The organism is Streptomyces sp. NPDC029296 (assembly GCF_055569255.1).
This window is the reverse complement of the sequence record NZ_JBVHXT010000052.1, coordinates 1-22,729: the sequence shown is the minus strand read 5'-3', so window position 1 is coordinate 22,729 and position 22,729 is coordinate 1. Positions and strand designations below refer to the sequence as shown.

Annotated in this window: 14 protein-coding genes and 1 pseudogene; 8 read left to right on the top strand and 7 right to left on the bottom strand. The window is 69.1% G+C overall.

What is annotated here, in order from left to right; genetic code table 11:
- Positions 1-22: 22 nt before the first annotated feature.
- Positions 23-3,496 carry a DNRLRE domain-containing protein gene (locus ACZ4W9_RS34605; protein WP_467942443.1) on the bottom strand — a complete coding sequence of 1,158 codons (3,474 nt, stop codon included), beginning with the start codon at positions 3,494-3,496 and terminating at the stop codon, positions 23-25.
- A 482-nt stretch (positions 3,497-3,978) separates the two neighbouring features.
- Here ACZ4W9_RS34605 and ACZ4W9_RS34600 point away from each other — a divergent pair, with 482 nt between their 5' ends.
- The 3 genes from ACZ4W9_RS34600 (at position 3,979) to ACZ4W9_RS34590 (ending at position 11,617) form a co-directional block, all read left to right on the top strand.
- The gene (locus ACZ4W9_RS34600) at positions 3,979-4,623 is read left to right on the top strand and encodes a hypothetical protein (protein WP_467942442.1); all 645 of its coding nucleotides are present in this window, start codon (positions 3,979-3,981) and stop codon (positions 4,621-4,623) included.
- 94 nt (positions 4,624-4,717) lie between these two features.
- Positions 4,718-11,179, top strand: coding sequence for a polymorphic toxin-type HINT domain-containing protein (locus tag ACZ4W9_RS34595; protein ID WP_467942441.1), 6,462 nt, complete (start codon positions 4,718-4,720; stop codon positions 11,177-11,179).
- A 9-nt stretch (positions 11,180-11,188) separates the two neighbouring features.
- Entirely contained in the window at positions 11,189-11,617 is a 429-nt protein-coding gene (locus tag ACZ4W9_RS34590; protein WP_467942439.1) for a DUF4259 domain-containing protein, read from the top strand.
- A 103-nt stretch (positions 11,618-11,720) separates the two neighbouring features.
- On the opposite strand, the pseudogene ACZ4W9_RS34585 reads toward ACZ4W9_RS34590, so the two are convergent.
- From ACZ4W9_RS34585 to ACZ4W9_RS34560, 6 genes and pseudogenes are all read right to left on the bottom strand, one after another.
- Positions 11,721-11,872: pseudogene (locus tag ACZ4W9_RS34585) on the bottom strand (tyrosine-type recombinase/integrase); the annotation flags it as partial.
- A 755-nt stretch (positions 11,873-12,627) separates the two neighbouring features.
- Positions 12,628-13,407 (bottom strand): succinate dehydrogenase iron-sulfur subunit, encoded by a 780-nt coding sequence (locus ACZ4W9_RS34580; RefSeq protein ID WP_467942438.1) that lies wholly within the window; start codon positions 13,405-13,407, stop codon positions 12,628-12,630.
- The gene (gene sdhA, locus ACZ4W9_RS34575) at positions 13,407-15,161 is read right to left on the bottom strand and encodes a succinate dehydrogenase flavoprotein subunit (RefSeq protein ID WP_467942437.1); all 1,755 of its coding nucleotides are present in this window, start codon (positions 15,159-15,161) and stop codon (positions 13,407-13,409) included. Before sdhA ends, ACZ4W9_RS34580 begins: the two co-directional genes overlap by 1 nt.
- A gap of 19 nt (positions 15,162-15,180) precedes the next feature.
- On the bottom strand, positions 15,181-15,663 hold the full coding sequence (locus tag ACZ4W9_RS34570) for a succinate dehydrogenase hydrophobic membrane anchor subunit (RefSeq protein WP_467942435.1): 483 nt from the start codon (positions 15,661-15,663) through the stop codon (positions 15,181-15,183).
- 5 nt (positions 15,664-15,668) lie between these two features.
- A complete protein-coding gene (gene sdhC / locus ACZ4W9_RS34565) occupies positions 15,669-16,049 on the bottom strand; it encodes a succinate dehydrogenase, cytochrome b556 subunit (RefSeq protein WP_467942434.1) in 381 nt (126 codons plus the stop codon).
- A gap of 215 nt (positions 16,050-16,264) precedes the next feature.
- A complete protein-coding gene (locus ACZ4W9_RS34560; RefSeq protein WP_467942433.1) occupies positions 16,265-16,813 on the bottom strand; it encodes a 2-oxo-4-hydroxy-4-carboxy-5-ureidoimidazoline decarboxylase in 549 nt (182 codons plus the stop codon).
- A gap of 200 nt (positions 16,814-17,013) precedes the next feature.
- Here ACZ4W9_RS34560 and ACZ4W9_RS34555 point away from each other — a divergent pair, with 200 nt between their 5' ends.
- From ACZ4W9_RS34555 to ACZ4W9_RS34535, 5 genes are all read left to right on the top strand, one after another.
- The gene (locus ACZ4W9_RS34555) at positions 17,014-18,654 is read left to right on the top strand and encodes a beta-N-acetylhexosaminidase (protein WP_467942431.1); all 1,641 of its coding nucleotides are present in this window, start codon (positions 17,014-17,016) and stop codon (positions 18,652-18,654) included.
- 566 nt (positions 18,655-19,220) lie between these two features.
- The gene (locus tag ACZ4W9_RS34550; protein WP_467942430.1) at positions 19,221-19,532 is read left to right on the top strand and encodes a hypothetical protein; all 312 of its coding nucleotides are present in this window, start codon (positions 19,221-19,223) and stop codon (positions 19,530-19,532) included.
- A gap of 150 nt (positions 19,533-19,682) precedes the next feature.
- Positions 19,683-20,318, top strand: a complete 636-nt coding sequence (locus ACZ4W9_RS34545) for an RNA polymerase sigma factor (protein ID WP_467942429.1) — start codon at positions 19,683-19,685, stop codon at positions 20,316-20,318.
- 370 nt (positions 20,319-20,688) lie between these two features.
- Positions 20,689-21,351 (top strand): RNA polymerase sigma factor, encoded by a 663-nt coding sequence (locus ACZ4W9_RS34540; RefSeq protein WP_467942427.1) that lies wholly within the window; start codon positions 20,689-20,691, stop codon positions 21,349-21,351.
- Entirely contained in the window at positions 21,351-22,496 is a 1,146-nt protein-coding gene (locus ACZ4W9_RS34535; RefSeq protein ID WP_467942426.1) for a hypothetical protein, read from the top strand. The genes ACZ4W9_RS34540 and ACZ4W9_RS34535 overlap by 1 nt, the downstream gene beginning before the upstream one ends.
- The last annotated feature ends 233 nt before the right edge of the window (positions 22,497-22,729 follow it).

The following is a 22,729-nucleotide window of genomic DNA, read 5'->3' as shown; positions in this document are numbered from 1 at the left end:
ACCGGCGACGCGGCCGAAGCGGTCACCCGACGGCGATGCGTGTCTGCCACCAGGGTGCCGCGCTGACGACCTCGGTCCCTGAACCGGGCATGCTGGCGCGGCCACCGGCATAGAACCGCACGGAGCCGTCCGAGCGGACCGTCCACACGTCGGGGATGCCGTCGCCGTTGGTGTCCGGCGTGCCCAGGATCTGCGGTATGGACGCGGTGGTCCAGCCCCCGCCGGTCCAATAGGTGTCGGCGCCTCCGGAGGAACCGGCGGCCGATGCGAGAGAGGTGACGTCGACACCACCACCGGGCTCGGCGACCCCGCTGCGGAGCAGCAGCCTGCCCGATGCGTCGCTGCGATACACGAGATCGGCCACCTTGTCGCCGGAGACGTCCTGGACGAGGACGATGTCACGCTCCTTCCAGGCCGAGCCGGACAGCCGGATCGCCTGGTCGACCGTGGCTCCGTGATATCCGGTGAGCACCCAGAGTTCCTCGTCGGTGCCGTCGCTCCTGCGGACGGTGGCGAGGAAGTCGGTGCGCCCGTCGGCAGTGATGTCACCGGCGGCCACGATCTGGGTGAAGGCACCCGGATCAGGCGACCCGGCGGGCAACAGGATTTCCCGCCGCTTGTCGGTGTTGACCGCTCCGTAGCCGTCACCGGGATACACCCAGAGTTTGCCGGCGACCCGCACGACCAGGTCCTGAAGGCCGTCACCGCCGTAGATGTCGCCGTTGTGTGTGATCAGAGCACCCTTGAAATGGCCGCTGGGAGCGGCCACGTACAGAGGCTGGTCGTCGCCGTTGGGATCTTTATCGGGGTTGTCGCGGTAGGCGCCGGACATGGAGTAGTCCAGATCACCGGTGCCCTTGAGCAGATCCTTGTCGGCCTGAGAGGGATAGAGCGCGAGGTTGCCGGATTCGGTGACGGTCATCAGGTCGGGCAGCCCGTCGCCGGTGAAGTCGCCGGGCTTGTCGGCCTGGTCCCGCGGGCTTACGTAGAAGAAGTATTTGGTGGGTTCCGATACGTTGCCCGCGCCGTCGACGGCTCGGACGTACAGCACGTTCGGCCCGGCAGTCGGCGGCTTGGCATTCGACAAGGTGGCGCTCACACTGGTGACTGTGCCGGCCGCCCGGGCCAGGCTGCCGGCGTAGGTGGCCGAGTTGAACCCGTACTCGTACCGGACGACATCGCTGTTCAGGGCCCGCACGGTGAACGATCCGGGTGTGCCGAACTTCTTGGTCGACCAGTTGGCGTCCTCGGCGTCGTTGCCGAAGCCGTTCTCGCTGCCGTCGGCGTTCGGGAAGTCACCCGAACTGATCTTCGGCGGACGCGGCGCGGTGGTGTCGAGGACGAACCGGCACGGAGTCTTCGGATACCAGCCGGTCGTGGAGTCCGCGTCGTCCCGGGCCTGCACCCGCCAGGAGTAGGTGGCACCGCTCTTCAGGCCGCTGGTCGAGAACTTCGGAGTGGTCCGCAGGGCGGTTCCGGTGTCGGAGCCGACGGAGACCTTGCCGGTCGACTTCAGCAGGTCGCCGGTGGCGTCCCAGCGACCGGTCTCCCACAGGTCGAAGTCGAAGTAATCGAGGTTGCTGTCCTTGTCGGTGGCCTTCGCTGTGAAAGTCAGATCACCGGAGCCCATGCGGACATACGGCTTGGTGGTGGTGCACTTCCCGTCGGGCCCAAGATCGAGGGAGCTGGACACGACGGTCGGCTTGCGGTTGTAAACCAGTTCGAGCACGGGCGGGTAATCGCCATCGGCCTGGAACTTCTTCCACGCGTACTGGGCGTTCTCGTCACGGGCGCGCAGCCCGAAGGTGATCGTTTCCTCGCCTTTGTCGGCGGCCTTCTGGGCGCCCTTCCGCACGTCGAAGACCTCGTAGGCGTCCCGGCAGCCGGACTTGAAGCCGTGGGCGAAACTCCTGGTCGTCAGCTTGTTGCCGTCATGCAGTTTGGGGGCGTTCTTCCAGTTGGTGTGCGCGTTGATCTCTCCGGTGAGGTGGATGCTCATCGAGCGGTCCTGGCACGACCAGGAGTACGTCTCCAGTATCCGCAGCTTGGCACTGGTGATCTTCGTGTCCTTGAGGTCCTCGTCGAAGCCGATGTTGAAGTAGGACCGTGAGGTGCCCCACGTGTCGGACTCGAAGCCGACCCGGGCCTCGTGCGTACCGCCCTTGTTGAAGCCCTTGCCGTTGTAAAAGGTGGCATTGGGGTGTCGGTCGTAGGCAGTGGTCCAGTTCTGGACGTGCTTCTTGACCGCCGGATCGATGAAAACCGGGTAGGTGGTGGCCGGGTCGACGAGGAAGTCCGGTGAAGGGGTGAGCGTCCACCTGCCACCGTCGAGGTCGGCCTCGACGAGGTCGCCGCGCGAATCGGGAGAAGGACCGTCCAGTGAAGGCAGACTCAAGGTCGCTGCGGAACCTGCCTGAGAAGGGGCCGGGGTCGGCTCGGCGGGTGCGGTGGGCAGCGGGGACTCCGACACAGTCGGCCCGATGCCATCGCTGGCGGTGGGAAGCACCTCGATGTCCGTGTCGCCCTGCTCGTCCGCTTCGACGGAACCCTCGGTCGGGCTCGGCGTCTCCGCGGGGGACTCGCTCTCCGATCCGGCCGGGTCGGGTGTTTCCGGAACGGTGGGCTGTGCGCTGGTGCCGACGCCACCGTCGGTGACGGCGGGCTGCCCGCTGCTGTCCCACATCAGCGGGGTCGGCGAGACGGCGACCTCGTCGCCATGACCGTCTTCGGCACTGATCATGCCGGAGGCGGGGTCGAGCCGGAAGGTGAGGCTGGCCGAGTGCAGACCGTAAGCGAGCTGCCGCGCATGCGGGTCGGCCGCTGCCTGGCGGTTCTTCAGTACGAGGATCTGGCTGAAGCCGTCGTCGTCCGCGGTCAGCACCAAGTCGCCGCCGGGGAAGATTTCCGGGTACAGGATGCGATTGCCGTCGACGACCGGCGCCGGAACCGCGCCCGGCCAGGTCAGCTGGATCGCGTCGCCGCCCTCGCCGACGTACAGCGTGACCAGAGGGGTGCCGGTATCGGCGGCGGACTTCAGCAGGGAGACTCGCCGCATCTGGGCCCTGGACGCCCGTCCACTCCGTTCGGGTTCGCCCGAGCCCGCCGAGAACACGATCCGGGTATTGGTGGCCTTCGGCTCCCAGCCCTCACTGGTGCGACGCAGACTCGAGTCGATGGGCCGCCACTCGCCGTCCACCTTGGCGCGGATCGGAGAGGAGTACAGCCGCTTCGTCATCCGGCCGTCGGGTTGCGCCCAGGTCGTGGAGCGGGCGGTGCGTGCCGCGGTGACCTCGACATTTCGCTTGGTTCTGGTGGCCTGCGCGACAGCTGCGGACTCGGTTACCGGCTGGGTGGCCAGGCGCCGATCGGACGGATCCGGCACGTCACCACCGTCAAGTGCCAGGCCGGAGTAGACGATGCCGGTCGCGACGACCGCCGTCGCGAGCAAAGCTGCGGTGGCCCGATGACCGGGCCTTCGACGCCAGGTACGCGTCATTGGGCGAGTTCCCTTCCCCTCAAGGCTGGCTCATCGGAGCCGACGAGCGGGACGGATACGCCCCCGCCAGGCAGCCGATGATGACCCATCGCGTTGGCGTCGTCATCCTGCGCGTGTGGCCGAGTGCTGTCGGTGACCCGTCAGGTTGTGACGAGTGGATGGCGATCGCGACGGTGGCAGGTGTGAGCTGACAAGGAGCAAAGTCAGGCAAAGTCGGACCAATGATCGAACGTTTTCCGCCCCTTGGTGTGAATTTGCGGTAGGGAATCACCAAGGGGTCGGTAAGGCATGCCCCGGAGCGCAAAGCTCCTACTGCGATACCTTCATAGGGTGATAAGCCGTTACGCACTGTGATCGTTTTCACATGAGCGCCGACAGCCTGGTCTTTCTTCACGACATGACCACAGAATTCACGCTGTCTTTAAGTCGTCGTGCGTGGTCCGTCACCGGCCCGCCTGGAAGCGGTCCGGGGGGACCTCGTCGTGTTCGGCCACCCTGCGCATGCCCGTCGCCATCTCACCCGCGCGGCGCTTTCCATCGCGGCAGCAGCCATGCTGGTGGGGCTCTTGCCCGGTCAGTCACTGGCTCTGCCGCCCGATCCCAATCCGGCCCAGGAGGTTCCAGCTCGGGAAACGGTCGAGCTGGAGCATTTGGAGAACGAGGAGCCCGTCCCGGGCAAGGTTTTCTCCCGGCATCTGCAGAGTCTGCTGGGTGACATACCCAAGGACCAACTTCAGGCTCCGGCCGGGACTTTGACGCCGCCGTCGGGCATGACGGGTTCGGTGTCCTTCGGTGCCACCGGCACCACGCAGGCTTCCCTGCGCTCTGCTCCCTCGGCCGAGTCTGCCGCCATGACCCCGGTCGGCACCCTGCCGGTCAGCCTCGGCCAGGCTCCCGACCAACCGGCGCCCACGGGAGACTGGCAGGTCACCATCCCGGACCGTACCTCCGCCGTTGGCCAAGGCGTCGAGGGTGCCGTCCTGAAGGTGCAGGCCCCGACCGCCGGCGCCGTTCCCGTCTCCGTCAGGCTCGACTACTCCCGGTTCGAGAACCTCTACGGTGCCGACTGGGCGTCCCGGTTGCGTTTCGTGCAGTTCCCCGAGTGCTATCTGACGACGCCCCGATGACGAGGCGTGCCAGGCCTATGAGGAGCTGGAGACCAGGAACGACACGGACACCAAGTCCCTGACCGCCACCGTCGATCCGGCCGCCGACGGTACGGTGACCACCGCCTCCGTCTCCGTCCCCTCCGCCAAGGGCGACGGGGTGTTCCAGACCGCTTATCGCGCCTCCACGTCTGTGGCGCCGGCCGCCACTGGAGGGGACACCGCGGTCATCGGTGCAGTCGACTCCGGCACCGGCGACGGCGGTTCCTTCGCGGCGACCCCGCTCGCCTCCGACGGCAAGTGGGAGGTGACCGGTTCCTCGGGCGCCTTCACCTGGTCCTACCCGCTGAACATCCCGGCACCTCCTGCGGGGCCCGCCCCCAAGGTCTCCTTCGAGTACAGCTCCCAAGCCGTGGACGGCCGTACCACTGTTTCCTCGCCCCAGGCCTCGTGGATCGGTGAGGGCTGGAACTACGACCCGGGGTACATCGAGCGTCGCTACCGCAGTTGCAAGGACGACCGGAAGACCCTTGACACCGGTGCTCCCAACAACACGGCCAAGAAGGACAAGACGTCCGACCTCTGCTGGGTGTCGTACAACGCGGTGATGTCCCTCAACGGCCGGACCACCGAGCTGGTCCGTGCCGCCACCTCCGGCAGTGACCCGGAGACTGATACCGAGATCTACCGCCCCCAGCAGGACGACGGCACACGCATCGAGCACAAGGTCGGCGGCGACAACGACGACAACAACGGCGAGTACTGGATCGTCACCACGCGGGATGGCACGAAGCACTACTACGGCCTCAACAAGGTCGGAGGCGGCCACGCCGACACCGGTTCCGTCTCGACCGTGCCCGTCTTCGGTAATCACCCCAAGGAGCCCTGCCACGCCGACGCCTTCGCCGACTCCCGCTGCGGCGCCGGAAAGCAGCAGGCCTGGCGGTGGGGCCTGGACAAAGTCGTCGACGTGCACGGCAACACGATGGTCGTCTCCTGGAAGCAGGAGACCAACTACTACGCCGTGCGCAAGAAGTTCAAGTCGCCGGAGCAGTACGACCGCTACGCCTACCCGACGGTCATCGAATACGGGATGCGCAGTGATCTGACCAAGCCATCCGCGAAGGTGGAGTTCGGCGTCGAGCAGCGCTGCCTGGTATCGGTCACGGCCTGCGACCCCGCCAAGTTCGCCAAGACCGACGACCCCGGTGCCTACCGCCCCTGGTGGGACACCCCCGGCAACCTCAACTGCAAGTCGACCTCGAAGCTCTGCCCGCCGTTCCCCTCCTTCTGGACCCAACTGCGCCTGGACACCGTCACCACCAAGGCGGCCCGCGCCGGCCAGACGGGCCTCGGCCCGGTCGACAAGTACACGTTGCACCAGTCCTTCCCGGAGGACTGGTACGACAGCGCGCCAGGCCTGTGGCTGAACTCCCTCAGCCGCACCGGGTACGCTCCCGGTGACAGCACCGGCACCCTCCAGTCCAAGGACGGCGTCAGCTTCTCGGCCTACACCGTGGGCGCGACGTCGCCGCTGCGTGCGCGCCTCAAGGACCGCCAGCTGCCCAACCTGGTCCCGGCCGGTAAGAGCGACCAGCGCCCCGGCTTCACCCGGCCCCGCATCGGCACCGTCTCCACCGAGTACGGCGGCGACACCGAGGTCGAGTACACCGGCGGCTGTGCGAGCCAGCCCGCCGAGGACAAGGGCAAGGCCAACGGCACCTGTTACCCGGTCCGCTGGTCGCCCGACGGCGACGAACGCACCCCGAAGAAGTCCTGGTTCAACAAGTACGTAGTCGCCTCCGTCACCGAGACCGACAAGGTCACCTCACACGGAAAACCGGTCGTCACCACCTACTCCTACTCCGGCCCGGCCTGGGCCAAGAGCGACGACGAGTTCACCCGCCCGTCCCTGCGCACCTACAGCGACTGGAAGGGCTACCGGCAGGTCTCGGTCCGCAAGGGCAGCAAGACCGTCTCCGAGGCGGGCCAGGTCAACCCCCAGTCGTACACGGTCACCCGCTATTTCCAGGGCCTGGGCGGCGCGGTGAAGGATTCCACCGGGACCTATACCCTGCTCGCGGACGACGCCCCGCAGTACGCGGGCATGACCGCCGAGATCATCACCTACCTCGACTCCGACGGCAAGATCTCGAAGCGGAACCTGGCCTTCCCCGAGTCCCGGCAGACGGCCTCCCGGGCCAGGGAGAACGAGGACGGCACGGCCGGCGAGCCGCTGCTCGCACACCGCGTCGGCACCAGGCGTACGGACCAGATCCAGACCGTCGACTCCAGCTGGCGCGCCGTGCGCACGCTGACCACGTACGACGACGCCTACGGTTTGCCGCTCCAGGTGGAGACGTCTGTCGTAAAGCCCGACGGCACCGGTGAGTCCCTTTCCGACCAGACGTGCACCACCACGACATACCTGCACAACACCTCGGCCTGGCTCATCGGCCTGCCCCAGGAACAGCGTGTCACCGGTACCGACTGTGCCGTCCAGGCCACGGCCGACCCTGCCACCAAACTCAAGTCGGCGGTCCGGAACACCTACGACGACCTGGCCTACGGGGCCGCGCCGGTCAGGGGTCTGGTCACGTCCAAGGCCGAGATCGACGGCGCCGGAACCGCGTACTCCTTCGTCGTCAAGACCACCTACGACCCTCTGGGCAGGGTTCGCACGGTCACCGCCCCCGGCACCGGTACGACCGAGACCAAGTACACCCCCGGCGACGAGGGAGGCCCGGTCACCGAGGTCAAGTCCATCAACGCGAAGGGCCACACCACCACCACGACCTACGACCCCGGACGCGGCCTCGCCCTGACCGTCACGGATCCCAATGGCCGTGTCACCCGCGACGAGTACGACGCACTGGGCCGTCTGGTGAAGGGCTGGTCACCGTCCCGCTCGTCCGTCGGCCAGTCGCCGACCGTGCAGATCTCCTATCAGATGGCCATCGCGACCCCTGAGGAGAACCGTCCGGCCGCGATCACCGTGCGGGCGCTCAAGGACGACGGCACCTATTCCCGTGAGGTAACTCTCTACGACGGCCTCCAACGAGAGGTGCAGAAACAGAGTGAGGCCCACGGCCCTGGTCGGATCATCATCGACACCTCTTACGACGACCACGGCCTCATCAGCGAAAAGACCGGCGGCTACCTGGCGAAGGGCGACCCCGCCACCGAGTTGTTCGCTCCCAAGTCCAAAACGCTGATACCCAACTGGGTCAAGCACCGCTATGACGGTCTGGAGCGTGAGGTCCGCTCGGCCACGTACCACGGCGGTGACTACAAATACGCCACGTACACCACCTACAGCGACACCAGCACCTATGTGGACCCGGCGGGCTCCACTGCCCCCAGGATCCGGACCTACTACGACGCGCTCGGCCGGATCAGTTCCGTCAAGCACTACAGCAAACCGGAGTCGAGCTCGACCGCCGGCCGCAGCACCACCTACGAGTACGACGCACGCGGCAACCGCAGCAAGGTCACCGACTCCGCCGGCAACGTCTGGTCGTACGCCTTCGACGCCCGCGGTCGTCCCACCTCGGCCACCGACCCGGACACCGGCACCACGGAGACCTGGTACGACGACGCCGACCGGCCCAGCCGTGCCCGCAACGCGCGCAAGCAGGAGGTCTTCACCGAGTACGACCTGCTCGGAAGAGTCCGCTTTGTGCGACAGGGCTCCGCGACCGGCAGTCCGGTCCGTGAGTACACCTACGACGAGACCCCCGGCGGGCTCGGTAAGCCGAGCGTCTCCATCCGGCACACGACCGACGGCGACTACGTCAACCGGGTCACCGGGTATGACACCGAGTACCACGTCACGGGTACAGAGACCGTCATCCCGGCGAACTCGATGACCGCAGGGCTGTCCGGAACGTACCCGTACACCTACACGTACACGCCGACGGGCAAGCCGCTGACGGTGACTCTGCCGGCCAAGGGTGGTCTGGCGAACGAGAAGGTCGTCACCCGTTACAACGCGGACGGGCTTCCCGAGTCGACCTCCGGCCTGTCCTGGTACACGTCCGACGCGACCTACTCGCCCTACGGCGAGGTACTGCGCACAGTCTCCGCCGCCCAGCCCTACCGGGTGTGGACGACGAACTTTGTCGACCCGCACACAGGCCGGCTCCAGCGCACGGTCACCGACCGAGAGACCAGCGGACCCCACCGCATCACCGACGGCTACTACTCCTACGACGCCTCCGGCATCATCACCGCCAATGCCCGCAAGCTTTCCGATGCGGCCGGGGAGTCCTGGGACACCCAGTGCTTCACCTACGACGCCCTCGGCGAGTTGGTGCACGCCTGGACCTCGAAGGTCACACCGGCCGGCAACGGCACCGGCTGCAAGGCGGCCAACGGGGGCACCTGGGGGCCTCGCACCGACTACGCGCCCGCCTCGGGCCCGGTCGCTGACGCCCCCGACGAGGCCACGGACGCCGGCAGTCCCGACTCGACGCTGACCTCGACACACGCCGCCGCGGCACCCGATGCGGCCACCGTTTCCACCGGCGGTACGGCCTACCGCCAGTCGTACACCTTCGACTGGCTCGGCAACCGAGCCACCTTGACCGAGCACGACACGGCCGACGCGACGAAGAACACCACGTTTACTTACGGCTACGGCAAGGCAGGCACGGGCGGTGCCAGAACACAACCCCACACCGCCACGTCAATCAGCTCCACCTCGACCGGCAATGACGGCGTCTACACCTACGACGCGACCGGCAACACGGAAGTGCGGGACCTGGCCGACCGCACGCAGAATCTGGCGTGGTCGCCCGAGAACAAATTGGAGTCGATCACCGAGGGCGGCAAGAAGACGACCTACGTCTACGATGCCGACGGCAACCGCATCCTGGAGAACTCGGCCTCCGGTTCGACCCTGTACCTGGGCGAGACGGAACTGACGACGAGCGCGACGGGCACCATCACCCGCGCCTCGCGCTCCTACACCCAGTCCGGTGCGCCCACGGTCGTGCGGACCACGAGCAACGGCTCGACCAGCGGCCACAAGCTCAGCATCCTGGTCGCCGACCACTTGGGCACGGCCAACACGTCTGTCGATGCGGCATCCGGACAGGCTGTCACACGCCGCGCCTTCAAGCCGTACGGCGAGGTCCGCGGCACCAAGCCGTCCTCCTGGCCGAACAAGCGGGGTTACCTCGGTACCGGCATCGACGACACGGCCACCGGCCTGACCCACATAGGGGCCCGTGAGTACGACCAGAGCGCCGGCCGTTTCCTGTCCGCCGACCCGGTCATGGACGTAACCGACCCGCTTCAGATCAACGGATACACCTACGCCCGCAACAGCCCGGTGTCCACCTCCGACCCCGACGGCCTGCGCCCCGTGGGCCTTTGTGATCTGGGTGATTGCGAGCCGCGCACCAAGGAGTGGTTCACCCAGGACGACGACGGCCGCTGGACCCAGCACATGACCCAGTACGAGACGGAGTCCCGTGACGACGGCTCGACGCTGTACACCTACACGCACACCGATGGACGCTACAAGACCAAGTCCTACGTCACGGTCGGTGTCGGTGGCGGTATCTACAAGGGCGTCGCGCCACTGGGAGGAAACCGCCGCAAGCAACAGGCGAAGGACCTGTTCAACTTCTTCGTCTTCGACGCCGACCAGGCTGGTGAATGCGCGGACGACGTCTCGATCGGCAACTGCGCTCCGCTCCTGGCCGATGTGCCGTGGGGCAAGCCGTTCAAGTTGGTCAAGCTCGGCAAGCAAGCGGATGACGTCGCCAAGGCCCGCAAGCTGCCCGGCTGCAAATGTTTCCTGGCCGGCACGGACGTTCTCATGGCGAACGGCTCGACCAAGGACATCGAGGACGTCGAGCTCGGTGACAAGGTCCTGGCGACCGATCCGAAGACCGGCGAAACGGCTTCCCGGAAGGTCACTCGTCTGATCCGGACCGAGGGAGACAAGTACTTCAACGAGCTGTCCATCGCCACCAAGGACGGCATCGAGAAGCTCACCGCCACCCACGAGCACCCCTTCTGGTCCCCGTCACGAAACGACTGGATCCCGGCCGGCGACCTCACGCCGGGCATGACCCTGCGCACCGAAAAGGGCGACACGGTCATCGTCACAGGCAACCACGCCTTCACCCAGCGGTCCCGGACGTACAACCTCACTGTCGACGACCTGCACACGTACTATGTGCTGGCGGGGCGGACTCCGGTCCTCGTCCACAATTCCGACGGATGTCCGACGGTGGGCCTCCTCAGCCCATCGCACCAGGCCATAGGTGACCCCAATGCCAGGGGTGGCATCTACGCATTGGTGTCGAAGAACGGAACGGTGATGCGAACGGGGATGGCCACGGACCTGCAGTCCCGTCTTGCCACGCACCGACGGGACTATCCCGGTCTGACGGGCGTGGTTCTCTACAGGACAGATAATCGGGCTGCGAGGCGAGGGCTGGAGGAGATGGCCGAAAACTGGTACACGCCAATCTTGGCCAATCAAAGGGCGATCCGACTCAGCAATCCGCGACGCCAACAATACCTGCAAGCCGCACGTGATTTTCTGGATGAATGGAGGTGAGTGGACGGTATGAGCGCTTCAGGTGTAGGGCCATTCGAGAACGACTCGGCGATGGATCTGCTCGATGAGCTGCGAGGACTTGATGGGGGCGAGGTGATCGACGCGCTGCGTGAGGCGTTGTCGTCCGCGACTGAGGTCGAGCCCGGAGACTACCTTGATCGCGACTTGGGTGAGCCGGCGGTAGCTGCTTCGGCTGTTGCTTTGGCGAAGGTCAAAGGAAGGGACAGTGTCCTCGAGTCGGTAGAGCTGTTGGATTCGGTTCCCGACATTCCGTCCCCCTTCTTCTCGCTGGTCGTTTCGGCTCTTTCCAGGGTTCTGCAAGAGGATTCCGAGGCTTATGGCCTGTGGGTCGATGAAGGCCGCGGAGATGAGTGGAAAGCTGAAGTGGAACGCCTCCTGAATGAAGCCAGGGAGGTTGCCCAAGGCGCATCAGGCTGACGTCGTATGGGTCTTTCTACTGCCTCATATCATCATGATTGGCGTAGAAACTCAGAAGCCCCATAGGAGAATCCGGTGGGGCTTCTGGCGCGTCTGAGCAGCGTCAGCGGACCACGGCTACAGTCGGCTGGGCGTCAGGTTCGTCGTCGGTCGGGCCGTGTTGCCGAGGGTGTCTATGGCTTGGCGTTGGAGTCGGAGTCGTACATGGGCGTAGACGCCGATGGGGGCGTGACCCAACAGCTCCTTGATCACGAGACCTGCGTCAGCAGATCCGGGACGGCGAATTGCGTCCGGGCCAACTGCTGCCGACTCAGAGCCAGTTCATGCAGACCTACGAAGAAGGGAAGAGCGCGTCGAACGCCTGGAACACGGCGGCCAAGCGTGCCACAACGGCTGAGGTACGCTCCCTGAATTATCGTAAACCCCCGGAATGGCCGCAGCCTCCGGGACTCATAGAGCGTGATCCGCTCCGGCTAGGGCGCGACAGATGTCCGGCCGGGACATGTCTTGCTTCCTAAAGGAGTTCACCGGCCAGACCGATCTGGGCGGCCTCCATGTTGTCCGCCAGTCGGGACAAGTATCCGAACCCCTCGCCCGCGTGCCAGAAATCTCGGCGATAATCTCGTGGCCGCCGGGATTACTCGACCCGCGGATACCGCGGCGCACCATATCGTGGCTAGTGCCTGCCAAGGCCGCAGCGGCGCGGCAGGAACCTGCCAAGTGTGGAAGCGACATCAACGACGCGAGTAATGGTGCCTTCTTGCCGCGAGGCTCTGCGTCGGTGAACCCGACTGGCGCATCGATCCATTCTCGAATTCGTGCGAATGACTACTGCACCTGCGTCAATTACTTGCTCGGCGGTGCGAGGAATGCCGGCGGTAGGTGGGTCCTGGCCCCGGGCATCGGTGGCGTCGCGCTGGAGGTGGAGTGCTTGTTACGGCAAAAGGCGCCGCACATGACGAGGGCCCCGCTCCTGGTCGGAGCGGGGCCCTCGGGGGTGCCTTCGCGGGTCAGTAGCGGCGCGTGATCAGGGCGCGCTTCACTTCCTGGATGGCCTTCGTGACCTCGATGCCGCGCGGGCAGGCGTCCGTGCAGTTGAAGGTCGTGCGGCAGCGCCACACGCCGTCGCGGTCGTTCAGGATCTCCAGGCGCTGCTCGCCCGCCTCGTCACGGCTGTCGAAGATGAAGCGGTGGGCGTTCACGATGGCGGCCGGACCGAAGTACTGGCCGTCGTTCCAGAACACCGGGCAGGAGGAGGTGCAGGCCGCGCAGAGGATGCACTTCGTGGTGTCGTCGAAGCGCTCGCGGTCCTCGGCGGACTGCAGCCGCTCACGGGTCGGCTCGTTCGTGTCCTTGGTGACCAGGAACGGCATGACGTCCCGGTACGCCTGGAAGAACGGCTCCATGTCCACGACCAGGTCCTTCAGGACCGTCAGGCCCTTGATGGGCTCGACCGTGATCGGCTTCTCGGGGTTGATGTCCTTGATCAGCGTCTTGCAGGCAAGGCGGTTCTTGCCGTTGATCCGCATCGCGTCCGAGCCGCAGATGCCGTGCGCGCACGACCGGCGGAAGGTGAGGGTGCCGTCGATGTCCCACTTGATCTTGTGCAGACCGTCGAGGACCCGCTCCTTGGGGTCGATCTCCAGCTGGAAGTCTTCCCAGGTGGCCTCCGCCGAGACCTCCGGGTTGAACCGGCGGACGCGGAAGGTGACCGTGATGTAGGGGGAGTCGGCGAAGCCGGGCTCGGGCCGGCCGGCCGCGTCCGCCTTGTCCAGAACAGGGGTAGCCATCAGTACTTACGCTCCATCGGCTGGTAGCGGGTCTGGACGACCGGCTTGTAGTCGAGACGGACGGTTTCCGAGCCGTCGGCGCCGACCTCGCGGTACGCCATGGTGTGGCGCATGAAGTTGACGTCGTCGCGGTTCGGGTAGTCCTCGCGGTAGTGACCACCGCGGGACTCCTTGCGGGCGAGGGCCGAGACGGCCATGACCTCGGCCAGGTCGAGCAGGTTGCCCAGCTCGATCGCCTCAAGGAGGTCCGTGTTGAAACGCTTGCCCTTGTCCTGGACCGCCACGTTCTTGTAGCGCTCCTTGAGCTCGGCGATCTTCTCGACCGCCGTCTTGATCGTCTGCTCGGTGCGGAACACCATGACGTTGGCGTCCATGGTCTCCTGCAGCTCGCGGCGCAGGGTCGCCACCCGCTCGTTGCCGGTGGAGGCGCGCAGCCGCTCGATCTGCTCGACGACGAAGGACTCCGGGGCCTCGGGCAGCTCGACGTAGTCGGCCTTGGCCGCGTACTCGGCGGCGGCGATGCCGGCGCGGCGGCCGAAGACGTTGATGTCCAGCAGCGAGTTGGTGCCGAGGCGGTTGGCGCCGTGCACGGAGACACAGGCGACCTCGCCGGCCGCGTACAGGCCCGGGACGACCGTGGTGTTGTCCGCCAGGACCTCGCCCTCGACGTTCGTCGGGATGCCGCCCATCGCGTAGTGCGCGGTCGGCTGGATCGGGATCGGGTCCGTGTACGGCTCGATGCCGAGGTAGGTCCGCGCGAACTCGGTGATGTCCGGGAGCTTGGCGTCCAGCTGCTCTGGCGGCAGGTGGGTCAGGTCCAGGTACACGTGGTCACCCTCGGGACCGCAGCCGCGGCCCTCGCGGATCTCCGTGTAGATGGAGCGGGACACGACGTCACGGGACGCCAGGTCCTTCATGACGGGAGCGTACTTCTCCATGAAGCGCTCGCCGTCCTTGTTGCGCAGGATGCCGCCCTCGCCGCGGGCGCCCTCGGTGAGCAGGATGCCCATGCGCCAGATGCCGGTCGGGTGGAACTGGAAGAACTCCATGTCCTCCAGCGGCAGGCCGCGCCGGTAGACCGCCGCCTGGCCGTCGCCGGTCAGGGTGTGGGCGTTCGACGTCACCTTGAAGAACTTGCCGGTGCCGCCGGAGGCGTAGATCACGGACTTCGCCTGGAAGACGTGGATCTCGCCGGTCGCCAGCTCGTAGGCGACGACACCGGCGGAGCGCTTGACGCCGTCGACCTCGGTGATCAGCTGGTCCAGGACGTAGAACTCGTTGAAGAACTCCACGCCCTCCTTGACGCAGTTCTGGTACAGCGTCTGGAGGATCATGTGGCCGGTGCGGTCCGCGGCGTAGCAGGACCGGCGGACCGGGGCCTCGCCGTGGTTGCGGGAGTGGCCGCCGAAGCGGCGCTGGTCGATGGTGCCGTTCGGGGTCCGGTTGAACGGCAGGCCCATCTTCTCCAGGTCGAGGACGGCGTCGATGGCCTCCTTCGCCAGGATCTCGGCGGCGTCCTGGTCGACCAGGTAGTCACCGCCCTTGACCGTGTCGAAGGTGTGCCACTCCCAGTTGTCCTCCTCCACGTTGGCGAGCGCGGCGGCCATGCCGCCCTGCGCGGCGCCCGTGTGGGAGCGGGTGGGGTAGAGCTTGGTCAGGACCGCGGTGCGGCTGCGCTTCGTCGCCTCGATGGCGGCGCGCATGCCCGCGCCGCCGGCGCCGACGATGACGGTGTCGTACTTGTGGATCTTCATGATTCTCGCAGCCCCGTGCCTAGCGGATGTTCGGGTCGAAGGTGAAGATCACCAGCGTGCCCAGCAGGATGGTGAACACCGTGGCGGTGTAGAGCAGAGCCTTCAGCCACAGCCGGCCGGCCGGCCGCTCCGCGTAGTCGTTGATGACCGTGCGCAGGCCGTTGGCGCCGTGCAGCATGGCCAGCCACAGCATGACCAGGTCCCAGACCTGCCAGAACGGGGACGCCCAGCGGCCGGCCACGAAGGCGAAGCCGATCTTGGAGACGCCGCCGTCCAGCACCAGCTGGATCAGCAGGTGGCCGAGGACGAGGACCACCAGCACGATGCCGGACAGGCGCATGAACAGCCACGCCGCCAGCTCGAAGTTGCCCCGGGTCGACTTCGGGGACTTCTTGGTGCGCTTGCGCGGGGCCTCGATCAGCGGGGCCGGATGATCGACGGTGTAGACGGGGGCGCCCTCGACGGGGCCCACTCCGGAGGCCGTGGTTTCAGTCGTGGACATCGGCGTCAGCTCCCAAAGAGTGCGCGGTACGCGTGGCCGAGGACCGGGTAGATCGCCCCGATCATCAGGATGATCCAGACACCCATCACGGTCCAGAACATCTGCTTCTGGTAGCGCGGGCCCTTCGACCAGAAGTCGACGGCGATGACACGCAGGCCGTTGAGCGCGTGGAAGAGGATGGCGGCGACGAGGCCGTACTCCAGCAGCGCGACGATCGGCGTCTTGTACGTGGCTACGACCTTGTCGTAGTCCTCGGGGGAGACACGCACGAGAGCGGTGTCCAGCACATGAACGAACAGGAAGAAGAAAATGAGGACGCCGGTGACTCGGTGAGCCACCCAGGACCACATTCCTTCCCGGCCGCGGTACAGCGTTCCAGCCGGCACGGAAGAACCCTCCGGGAGCGGGGACTAGGGCCGCGCCGGCTTCACTGTCGGTCGGGCCCGGCCGGGTACGGTCCACCGGCCCTCTGCATGGTATCCACGTGCCGCCGTGCCGCTTACAGGGGGCCTACCTTGTGTGATCAATTTGGCACGCGGTTGGGCTAGCGGGGGCGGGCGCCGGGTCGCCGCCGTCCGCCGTGGGCCGGGTGTGAATGTGTTCATTTGCCGGGTGAGGGCGCGTTTGTGCTGGTCGTACGGGCCCCCGTGCCGCCGAGCAGGAGCCGCAGCCGTCCCCGCGCCAGGCGCCGGAGCTCCTCCGCCGCCGTCACCCGTTCCTCCTCGGGATCGTTCGCCAATCGTGACCGGATCGCTTCGAGGATGCGGTCGAGCCCCTCGTCCGGGGGCACGTCGCCCAGGTAGATGACGAACGCGTGCCCGAACCGGGCTTCGTAGGCCGCGTGGGCCGCGCTCCAGGCCATGTGGGCGGCCGAGTAGATGTCCTCCGGCAGCTCGGGCAGGGACTCGCCGGCCAGGGCCTGGGACAGGTCGGCCGGGGAGAGGTCGTACGCCGCCTCGTCGGCCGCGGCCAGCAGGGCGTCCAGGTCGGGATAGGGGCGGTGCGCGGCGAGCCGGTCCGACCAGCGCGGGCTGCGCAGGCAGTGCAGGAGCAGGGTGCGCGCCTCGCCGGCGGCGGCGGTGTTGAAGGCGTCGAGCGGCTTGGGGAGGGAAGGCAGGGAATGGCCGGGCAGCGTGGGTCCTCGCGTCACAGGGGGTGCGGAAGGGGTTTGTGTGAAGGATGTGAGTGTCGTCAGGTTATCGAGAGTGGTCATACGGCGTCCGAGCGATAACCGAATTTCACTCGAACGGCAGAGTTTCGCGTCGTCCGGCTGACCGCTGAACCGGGGAACGGTCGTACGTTGTCAGGGTGACCCAGCACAGGCACAGGCGCCGGGACCAGGTGCGACAGGTGACACGGAAGCGGGCGGTGACGGCCGTCGCCTTCGCCGGGACGGTCGCTCTCGGCGCGGGCTTCGGCGTGTGGGCCTCGGCCGACGGCGGCGGGCCCGCGGCGCACACCGCCCGGCAGCCCTCGTCCGGCAGGGTGGCCGCCCCGCAGGCCGACCCCACGGCCCCGGACAGCCCCTCGGCGGCACCGAGCCCGAGTCCGAGTCCGAGCCGGTCGTACCCCCTCTCCCGGGCGCCGCGCACGATTCCCGCGGTCCGCTCCCACACCCCGGCGCGCGGCCCCGGCTGGCGGCCCCGGCCCGGGGCGCGGGTGGTGGTGGCCGACCCGGCGCTCGCCGACGAGGGACGGCTGACGGCCGGGGAGCTGGGGCTGGTGTACGCGGGGGAGAGGAACGACGCCCGGGCGGGCGACGTCCGGCTCGCGCTCGGCGGCGGAGGCGGGAACCAGGAGTCGTACACCCTGACCGTCCGCGACGGCCGGGTCGACATCAGCGGGCCCGGCGAGGCCGGTGTCTTCTACGGCACCCGCACCCTCAAGCAGGCGGTCCACGGCGGCGGCACGGCACCGGAGGGCGTCGTGCGCGACCAGCCGGCCAAGCCGGTGCGCGGATTCATGCTGGACATCGCGCGCAAACCGTTCTCCGCCTCCTGGATCGAGGACCGGATACGCGAGCTGGGGGACCTGAAGTTCAACGAGCTGGGCCTGCACTTCTCCGACGACCAGGCCTTCCGGATCGCATCCGACAGCCACCCCGAGATCGTCTCCGCCGTCCACCTGACGAAGGCGCAGGTCAAGAAGATCGTGGCGCTCGCGGACAGCCGGCACATCACCGTCGTCCCCGAGATCGACTCCCCGGGACACCTCGGCGCGGCCCTCGCCGCCCACCCCGACCTGATGCTGCGCAACGCGAGCGGGGTGGTGACACGCGGCGCGATCGACATCTCCAACCCCGCCTCGGCCCGGCTCGTCGACGACCTGCTGAACGAGTACGCCGGCCTGTTCACCGGCGGCCGGTGGCACCTGGGCGGGGACGAGTACCAGGCGCTGACCGTACGGGACCCGCAGGCCACGTACCCGCGGCTGGCCGCGGCCGCGCGGCGCGCGTACGGGCCCGGCGGGACCGTCGCCGACCTCACCACCGGCTGGCTCGACGACCGCGCCGCCACCGTCCGCGCCCACGGCAGGACCGTACGGGCCTGGAACGACGGCTTCTTCCGGAACACCTCCGTACGGCCCGACCCGAAGCTCCAGGTCGCCTACTGGACCGGCAAGGAGATCGGCGCCCGGCCCCCGGCCGAGTACCTGGGTGCCGGCCGCCAGGTGCTCAACTACAACGACGAGTTCCTCTACTACGTCCTCGGCCAGCCGCAGACCTTCGTCTACCCGACCGGGCGGCGGATCTACGAGCAGTGGACCCCGCGGGTGCTGCGCGGCACGACCGCCGTGCCCGCCCGCTACGACGGGCGGATCCTCGGCGGGTCGTTCGCGGTGTGGTGCGACTTCCCGCACGCGCAGACCGAGGCCCAGGTCGCCGCCGGGATCCGGATGCCGCTGCGGGCCACCGTGCAGAAGCTGTGGGACCCGGGCAGCCCCGCGCTGTCCTGGACGGAGTTCCGCGAACTGTCGGACCGGCTCGGCTGAGATACGGGTGGACGCCCGGCGGCGTCCGCCCGTGTTCCGGTGGCCGCGCGCACGTCAGGAACGCATGCGCCGGTGCCACCGACGGCGCTCGCTCTGGAACTCCTTACCGGGTACGGCGCGCAGGGACTGCGCCGGGCGCTGGAGGTGTCGGCGGAGGGCCGCCGACGGCGACGGGGACTGACGCGTGCGCCGGGGTGGGGCCCACCACGGCACGCACCCCGAACCGCACCGCCCCGCGGCTTTGCCGCGCGCGGTGGTCTCGCGCCGGGCGCGCGGCCGGGCGGGTGCGGGCCTGTGACCTTCGTGCGGTGGAGGTGGGGTGGTCCTGCGGCGGTTGGCGAAACGTTTGGCGAAACGGGCCGGAACCCGGTGACGCGACCCCGCCCCCGCTCGCTCTTCCCTATGTGACAGCCCACGTGACAGCCCAAGTGACAGCCGCCGCGACAGGCCGTGCGACGGCCGGTGCGACAGTTCATCCGACGGCCCGGTACGAAACGGTACGGCAGGAGACCAGGCCGCAGGCCGCGGCGAGACCCGCGCGGTGGGCGGCGGATGCGGTGGCGACGATGCGCGAGGGCGCCCGGGTGTGGCTCGACTACTCGGCGCGGAGTCTGTGGCGGGTGGACCGGATGATCGAGGAGATACGCCGGGAGCGACCGCCGTACGCCGCCGTCCGCGGCGTCCTGCGCGGCTTCGGCGCCTACGCCGGCGAGGTCGTCGTCCGCCGGACCGGCGCCGAGTGGTGGGCGACGGGCGGCGAACACTGGGTACGCACCCCGGACGGCCGGCTGTGGGACCCCATCGACGAGGCCCGCCGCTGCTACGGCGGCCACGGCTCGCTCCGGCTGCTGTGCCGGGACGCGACCACACCCCCCTGAGACCGGCCGGGCCGGACGCCGTCCGGCTGTGACACTTCCGTCGGGACCGGCGCTGATGATCGTGAAGGGCGACCGACACGGCCGGAGCGTGTCGCGCCGTGAGGCAGGCGCCACGCAGTGGCCAGGAACTCGGCACGAACGAGGACGGTCTTGGGCCAGGGAGGGGTACCCCGCCGCCCGCAGCCGCGGGACGAGGAGCTGGGCGCGGCCGTCGCGCGGGCCCAGGACGGCGACGAGACCGCCTTCGCGGTGGCCTACCGGATCGTGCACCCCGGGCTGCTGGGCTATCTGCGGGGCCTGGTCGGCGAGGAGGCGGAGGACGTCGCCTCCGAGGCCTGGCTGGAGATCGCCCGGGACCTCGGCCGGTTCCGGGGCGACGGGGCCGGCTTCCGCGGCTGGACCGCGACCATCGCCCGCCACCGCGCCCTGGACCACCTGCGCCGGCAACGGGTCCGGCCCCGGTCCGCGCCGCTGGAGCAGGACGCCCTGGACCTGCCCGGCCGGCACAGCACCCACGACCAGGCCCTGGAGGCGCTGTCCACCGCACGGGCGCTGGAGCTGGTGCGCGCGCTGCCCCGGGACCAGGCCGAGGCCGTGCTGCTGCGGGTGGTCGTCGGCCTCGACGGTCCGGCCGCCGCCCGTGTCCTCGGCAAACGCCCCGGCGCCGTGCGCACGGCCGCCTACCGGGGCCTGCGCCGCCTGGCCCGCCGGCTGGCCGCCGACGGCACGCGGGAGGCCGGTCCCGGACGCGGGTTCCAGGTCCGGGACGGGGACGAGCAGGGCTGAACGGCGACGCGGCGGCCGTGGGCGCGCGTACGTGTCCTCGCGCCGGAGAGGCGGTTCGCCGCCGTACCACGAGTGAGGGCGTCGGCCCGGAGGCCGGGCGCACCGCCGTGGCCGCGAAGGCGAACGGCCGGGGCCGCCACCCCCCACAGGAGAGGCCCCGGCCGTCGCGCGGACGGGCCGAGCACGGCCCGTACTTCCTTCAGCGCCGTGCGTGCCGTTTCTGTCACACCCGGCCACAACACGTCCTCACCGTGCGCACACGGTCCCCCGGTCACGAGTCAGTTGCATCTTCCATGGTCATGGACGAGCAGCCCTTTCACGCCGTAACGTGCCTTTCGCGCCGACCGAAGACAGGCGTAAAGGGAGTACGGTGCTGGGGGACGACGCGGAGCTGACCGCCGCGGTGCGCGCGGCACAGGGCGGGGACGAGACCGCGTTCCGCACGATGTACCGCGCGGTGCATCCCCGGCTGCTGGGGTACGTCCGCACCCTCGTCGGCGACCCGGACGCCGAGGACGTCGCCTCCGAGGCCTGGCTCCAGATCGCCCGCGACCTGGACCGCTTCAGCGGCGACGCCGACCGGTTCCGCGGCTGGGCCGCCCGGATCGCCCGCAACCGCGCCCTGGACCACATCCGCATGCGCGGCCGGCGCCCCGCCATAGGCGGCGACGAGACCGAGCTGACCGGCCGGCCCGCGGAGTCCGACACGGCCGGGGAGGCCATCGAGGCCCTGTCCACCGACAGCACCCTGTCCCTGATCGCCCGGCTCCCGCAGGACCAGGCCGAGGCGGTCGTCCTGCGCGTGGTCGTCGGCCTGGACGCCAAGACCGCCGCCGAGACGCTCGGCAAACGCGCGGGTGCCGTCCGTACCGCGGCGCACCGCGGGCTGAAACGGCTCGCCGAACTGATCGGCGCGGATCCGGAATCGGCGGGCGGCCTCGACGCCCTCCCGCCGCAGCGAGAACCGCGCCGTGGCGCGGTGACGTCCGCAACTGTGACGCATACGCGTGCGCGGACGCAGAAGGACATGTGATGGCCGACGAGCAGGACAAGTGGCTGGACCGTGGGACGGCGGAACGTCTGCTGCGCGGCGAGTCACCGGAAGCCGTCGACCCCTCTGCCCGTGACCAGGCCGAACGCCTCTCCCGGGCGCTCGGCGCGCTGTCCGCCGGGGCGGCCCCGGCCACCGGTGAACTCCCCGGCGAGCAGGCCGCCCTGGCCGCGTTCCGCAAGGTCCGCGAGGCCGCCGAGGCGGAGCGCACCGCCGCCGCGCACGCCCCCTCCGCCGCCCGCGCGCCGGCGTCCGGCGCCGACACCGGCCTGATCCGCGTCACCGGCCCGGCCCGTACCGGAATCCCGGCCCGGCGCCCCCGCCGGGTCCGCCCGGCGCGCCTGGCGCTCGCCGCCGCGCTGGCCGTCGGCACCCTCGGCGGGGTCGCCGTGGCCGCGGGCAGCGGAGTACTGCCCACGCCGTTCGGCGATGCCGCGCCCCGCCCCGCCGTCTCCGCCACCACCGGTACGACGACCGGACAGCCGCTCGCCTCCGCGTCCCCGCCGGCCGCGCCCGACCCCGGCGCCCCGGGTGTCGCGGGCACTCCGGGCGCACGGCCCGAGGAGAGCGGCGGTACCGGTTCCGGCGGGACCGGCCGGCCGGACGACGACCCCGGCCGGAGCACCGCGCCCGGCTCCGGCGCCCCCTCCGCGCACCCCGGCACCGAATGGCTCCGCCCCGCCGACGCCTGCCGTGCGCTGCGGGACGGCAAGGGCCTGGACGCCGGACGCCGACGCGCCCTGGAGCACCTGGCGGGCGGCCCCGGCCGGACGACCCGCTACTGCGCGGTCCTGCTGGCCGACGGCGGCCACGCGCCCGGCACCGCGAACGGCCGGAGCGAGGACGCCGGCAAGGACAAGCAGGAGCAGGAGAAGGAGAAGAAGGACAAGGGCGGCGGCCAAGGCGGCAAGGGCGGCGGCCGGGACAGCGGCCGGGGTGGCGACGACGCCTCCGCCCGTCCCGGTTCCGGTCCCGGCCACGGCGGACGGCACCGCGGCGGCGCCGTACCCGCCCCCCGTCCCTCCGCCTTCGCCCCGGGCCCCGGCGCACCGCGCGGGAAGCAGCCGGGCACCGCGCCGGGCCCGGCCGGCACCGCGTCCCGAACGGCCCCGTTCGCACGATCCTGACCTGCGGTTTCGCGGGCCGTGGAAAAATCTCCGCGTCAGGTGTGACGTTTTCGCGGTCCGTGACGCAGTACTGAGTGAGCCGACTGGTCATCGGCCGTCGCACGGAGCCGGGGTTCCCCCCGTACCCAAGGCTCGTGCACCTGGCGGGGGGGGGGGGGGGGGGGGGGGGGGGGGGGGGGGGGGGCGGGCCGACACACAAGAACGGAAAAAGCGCCGGCGGACCCCCGTGCCCA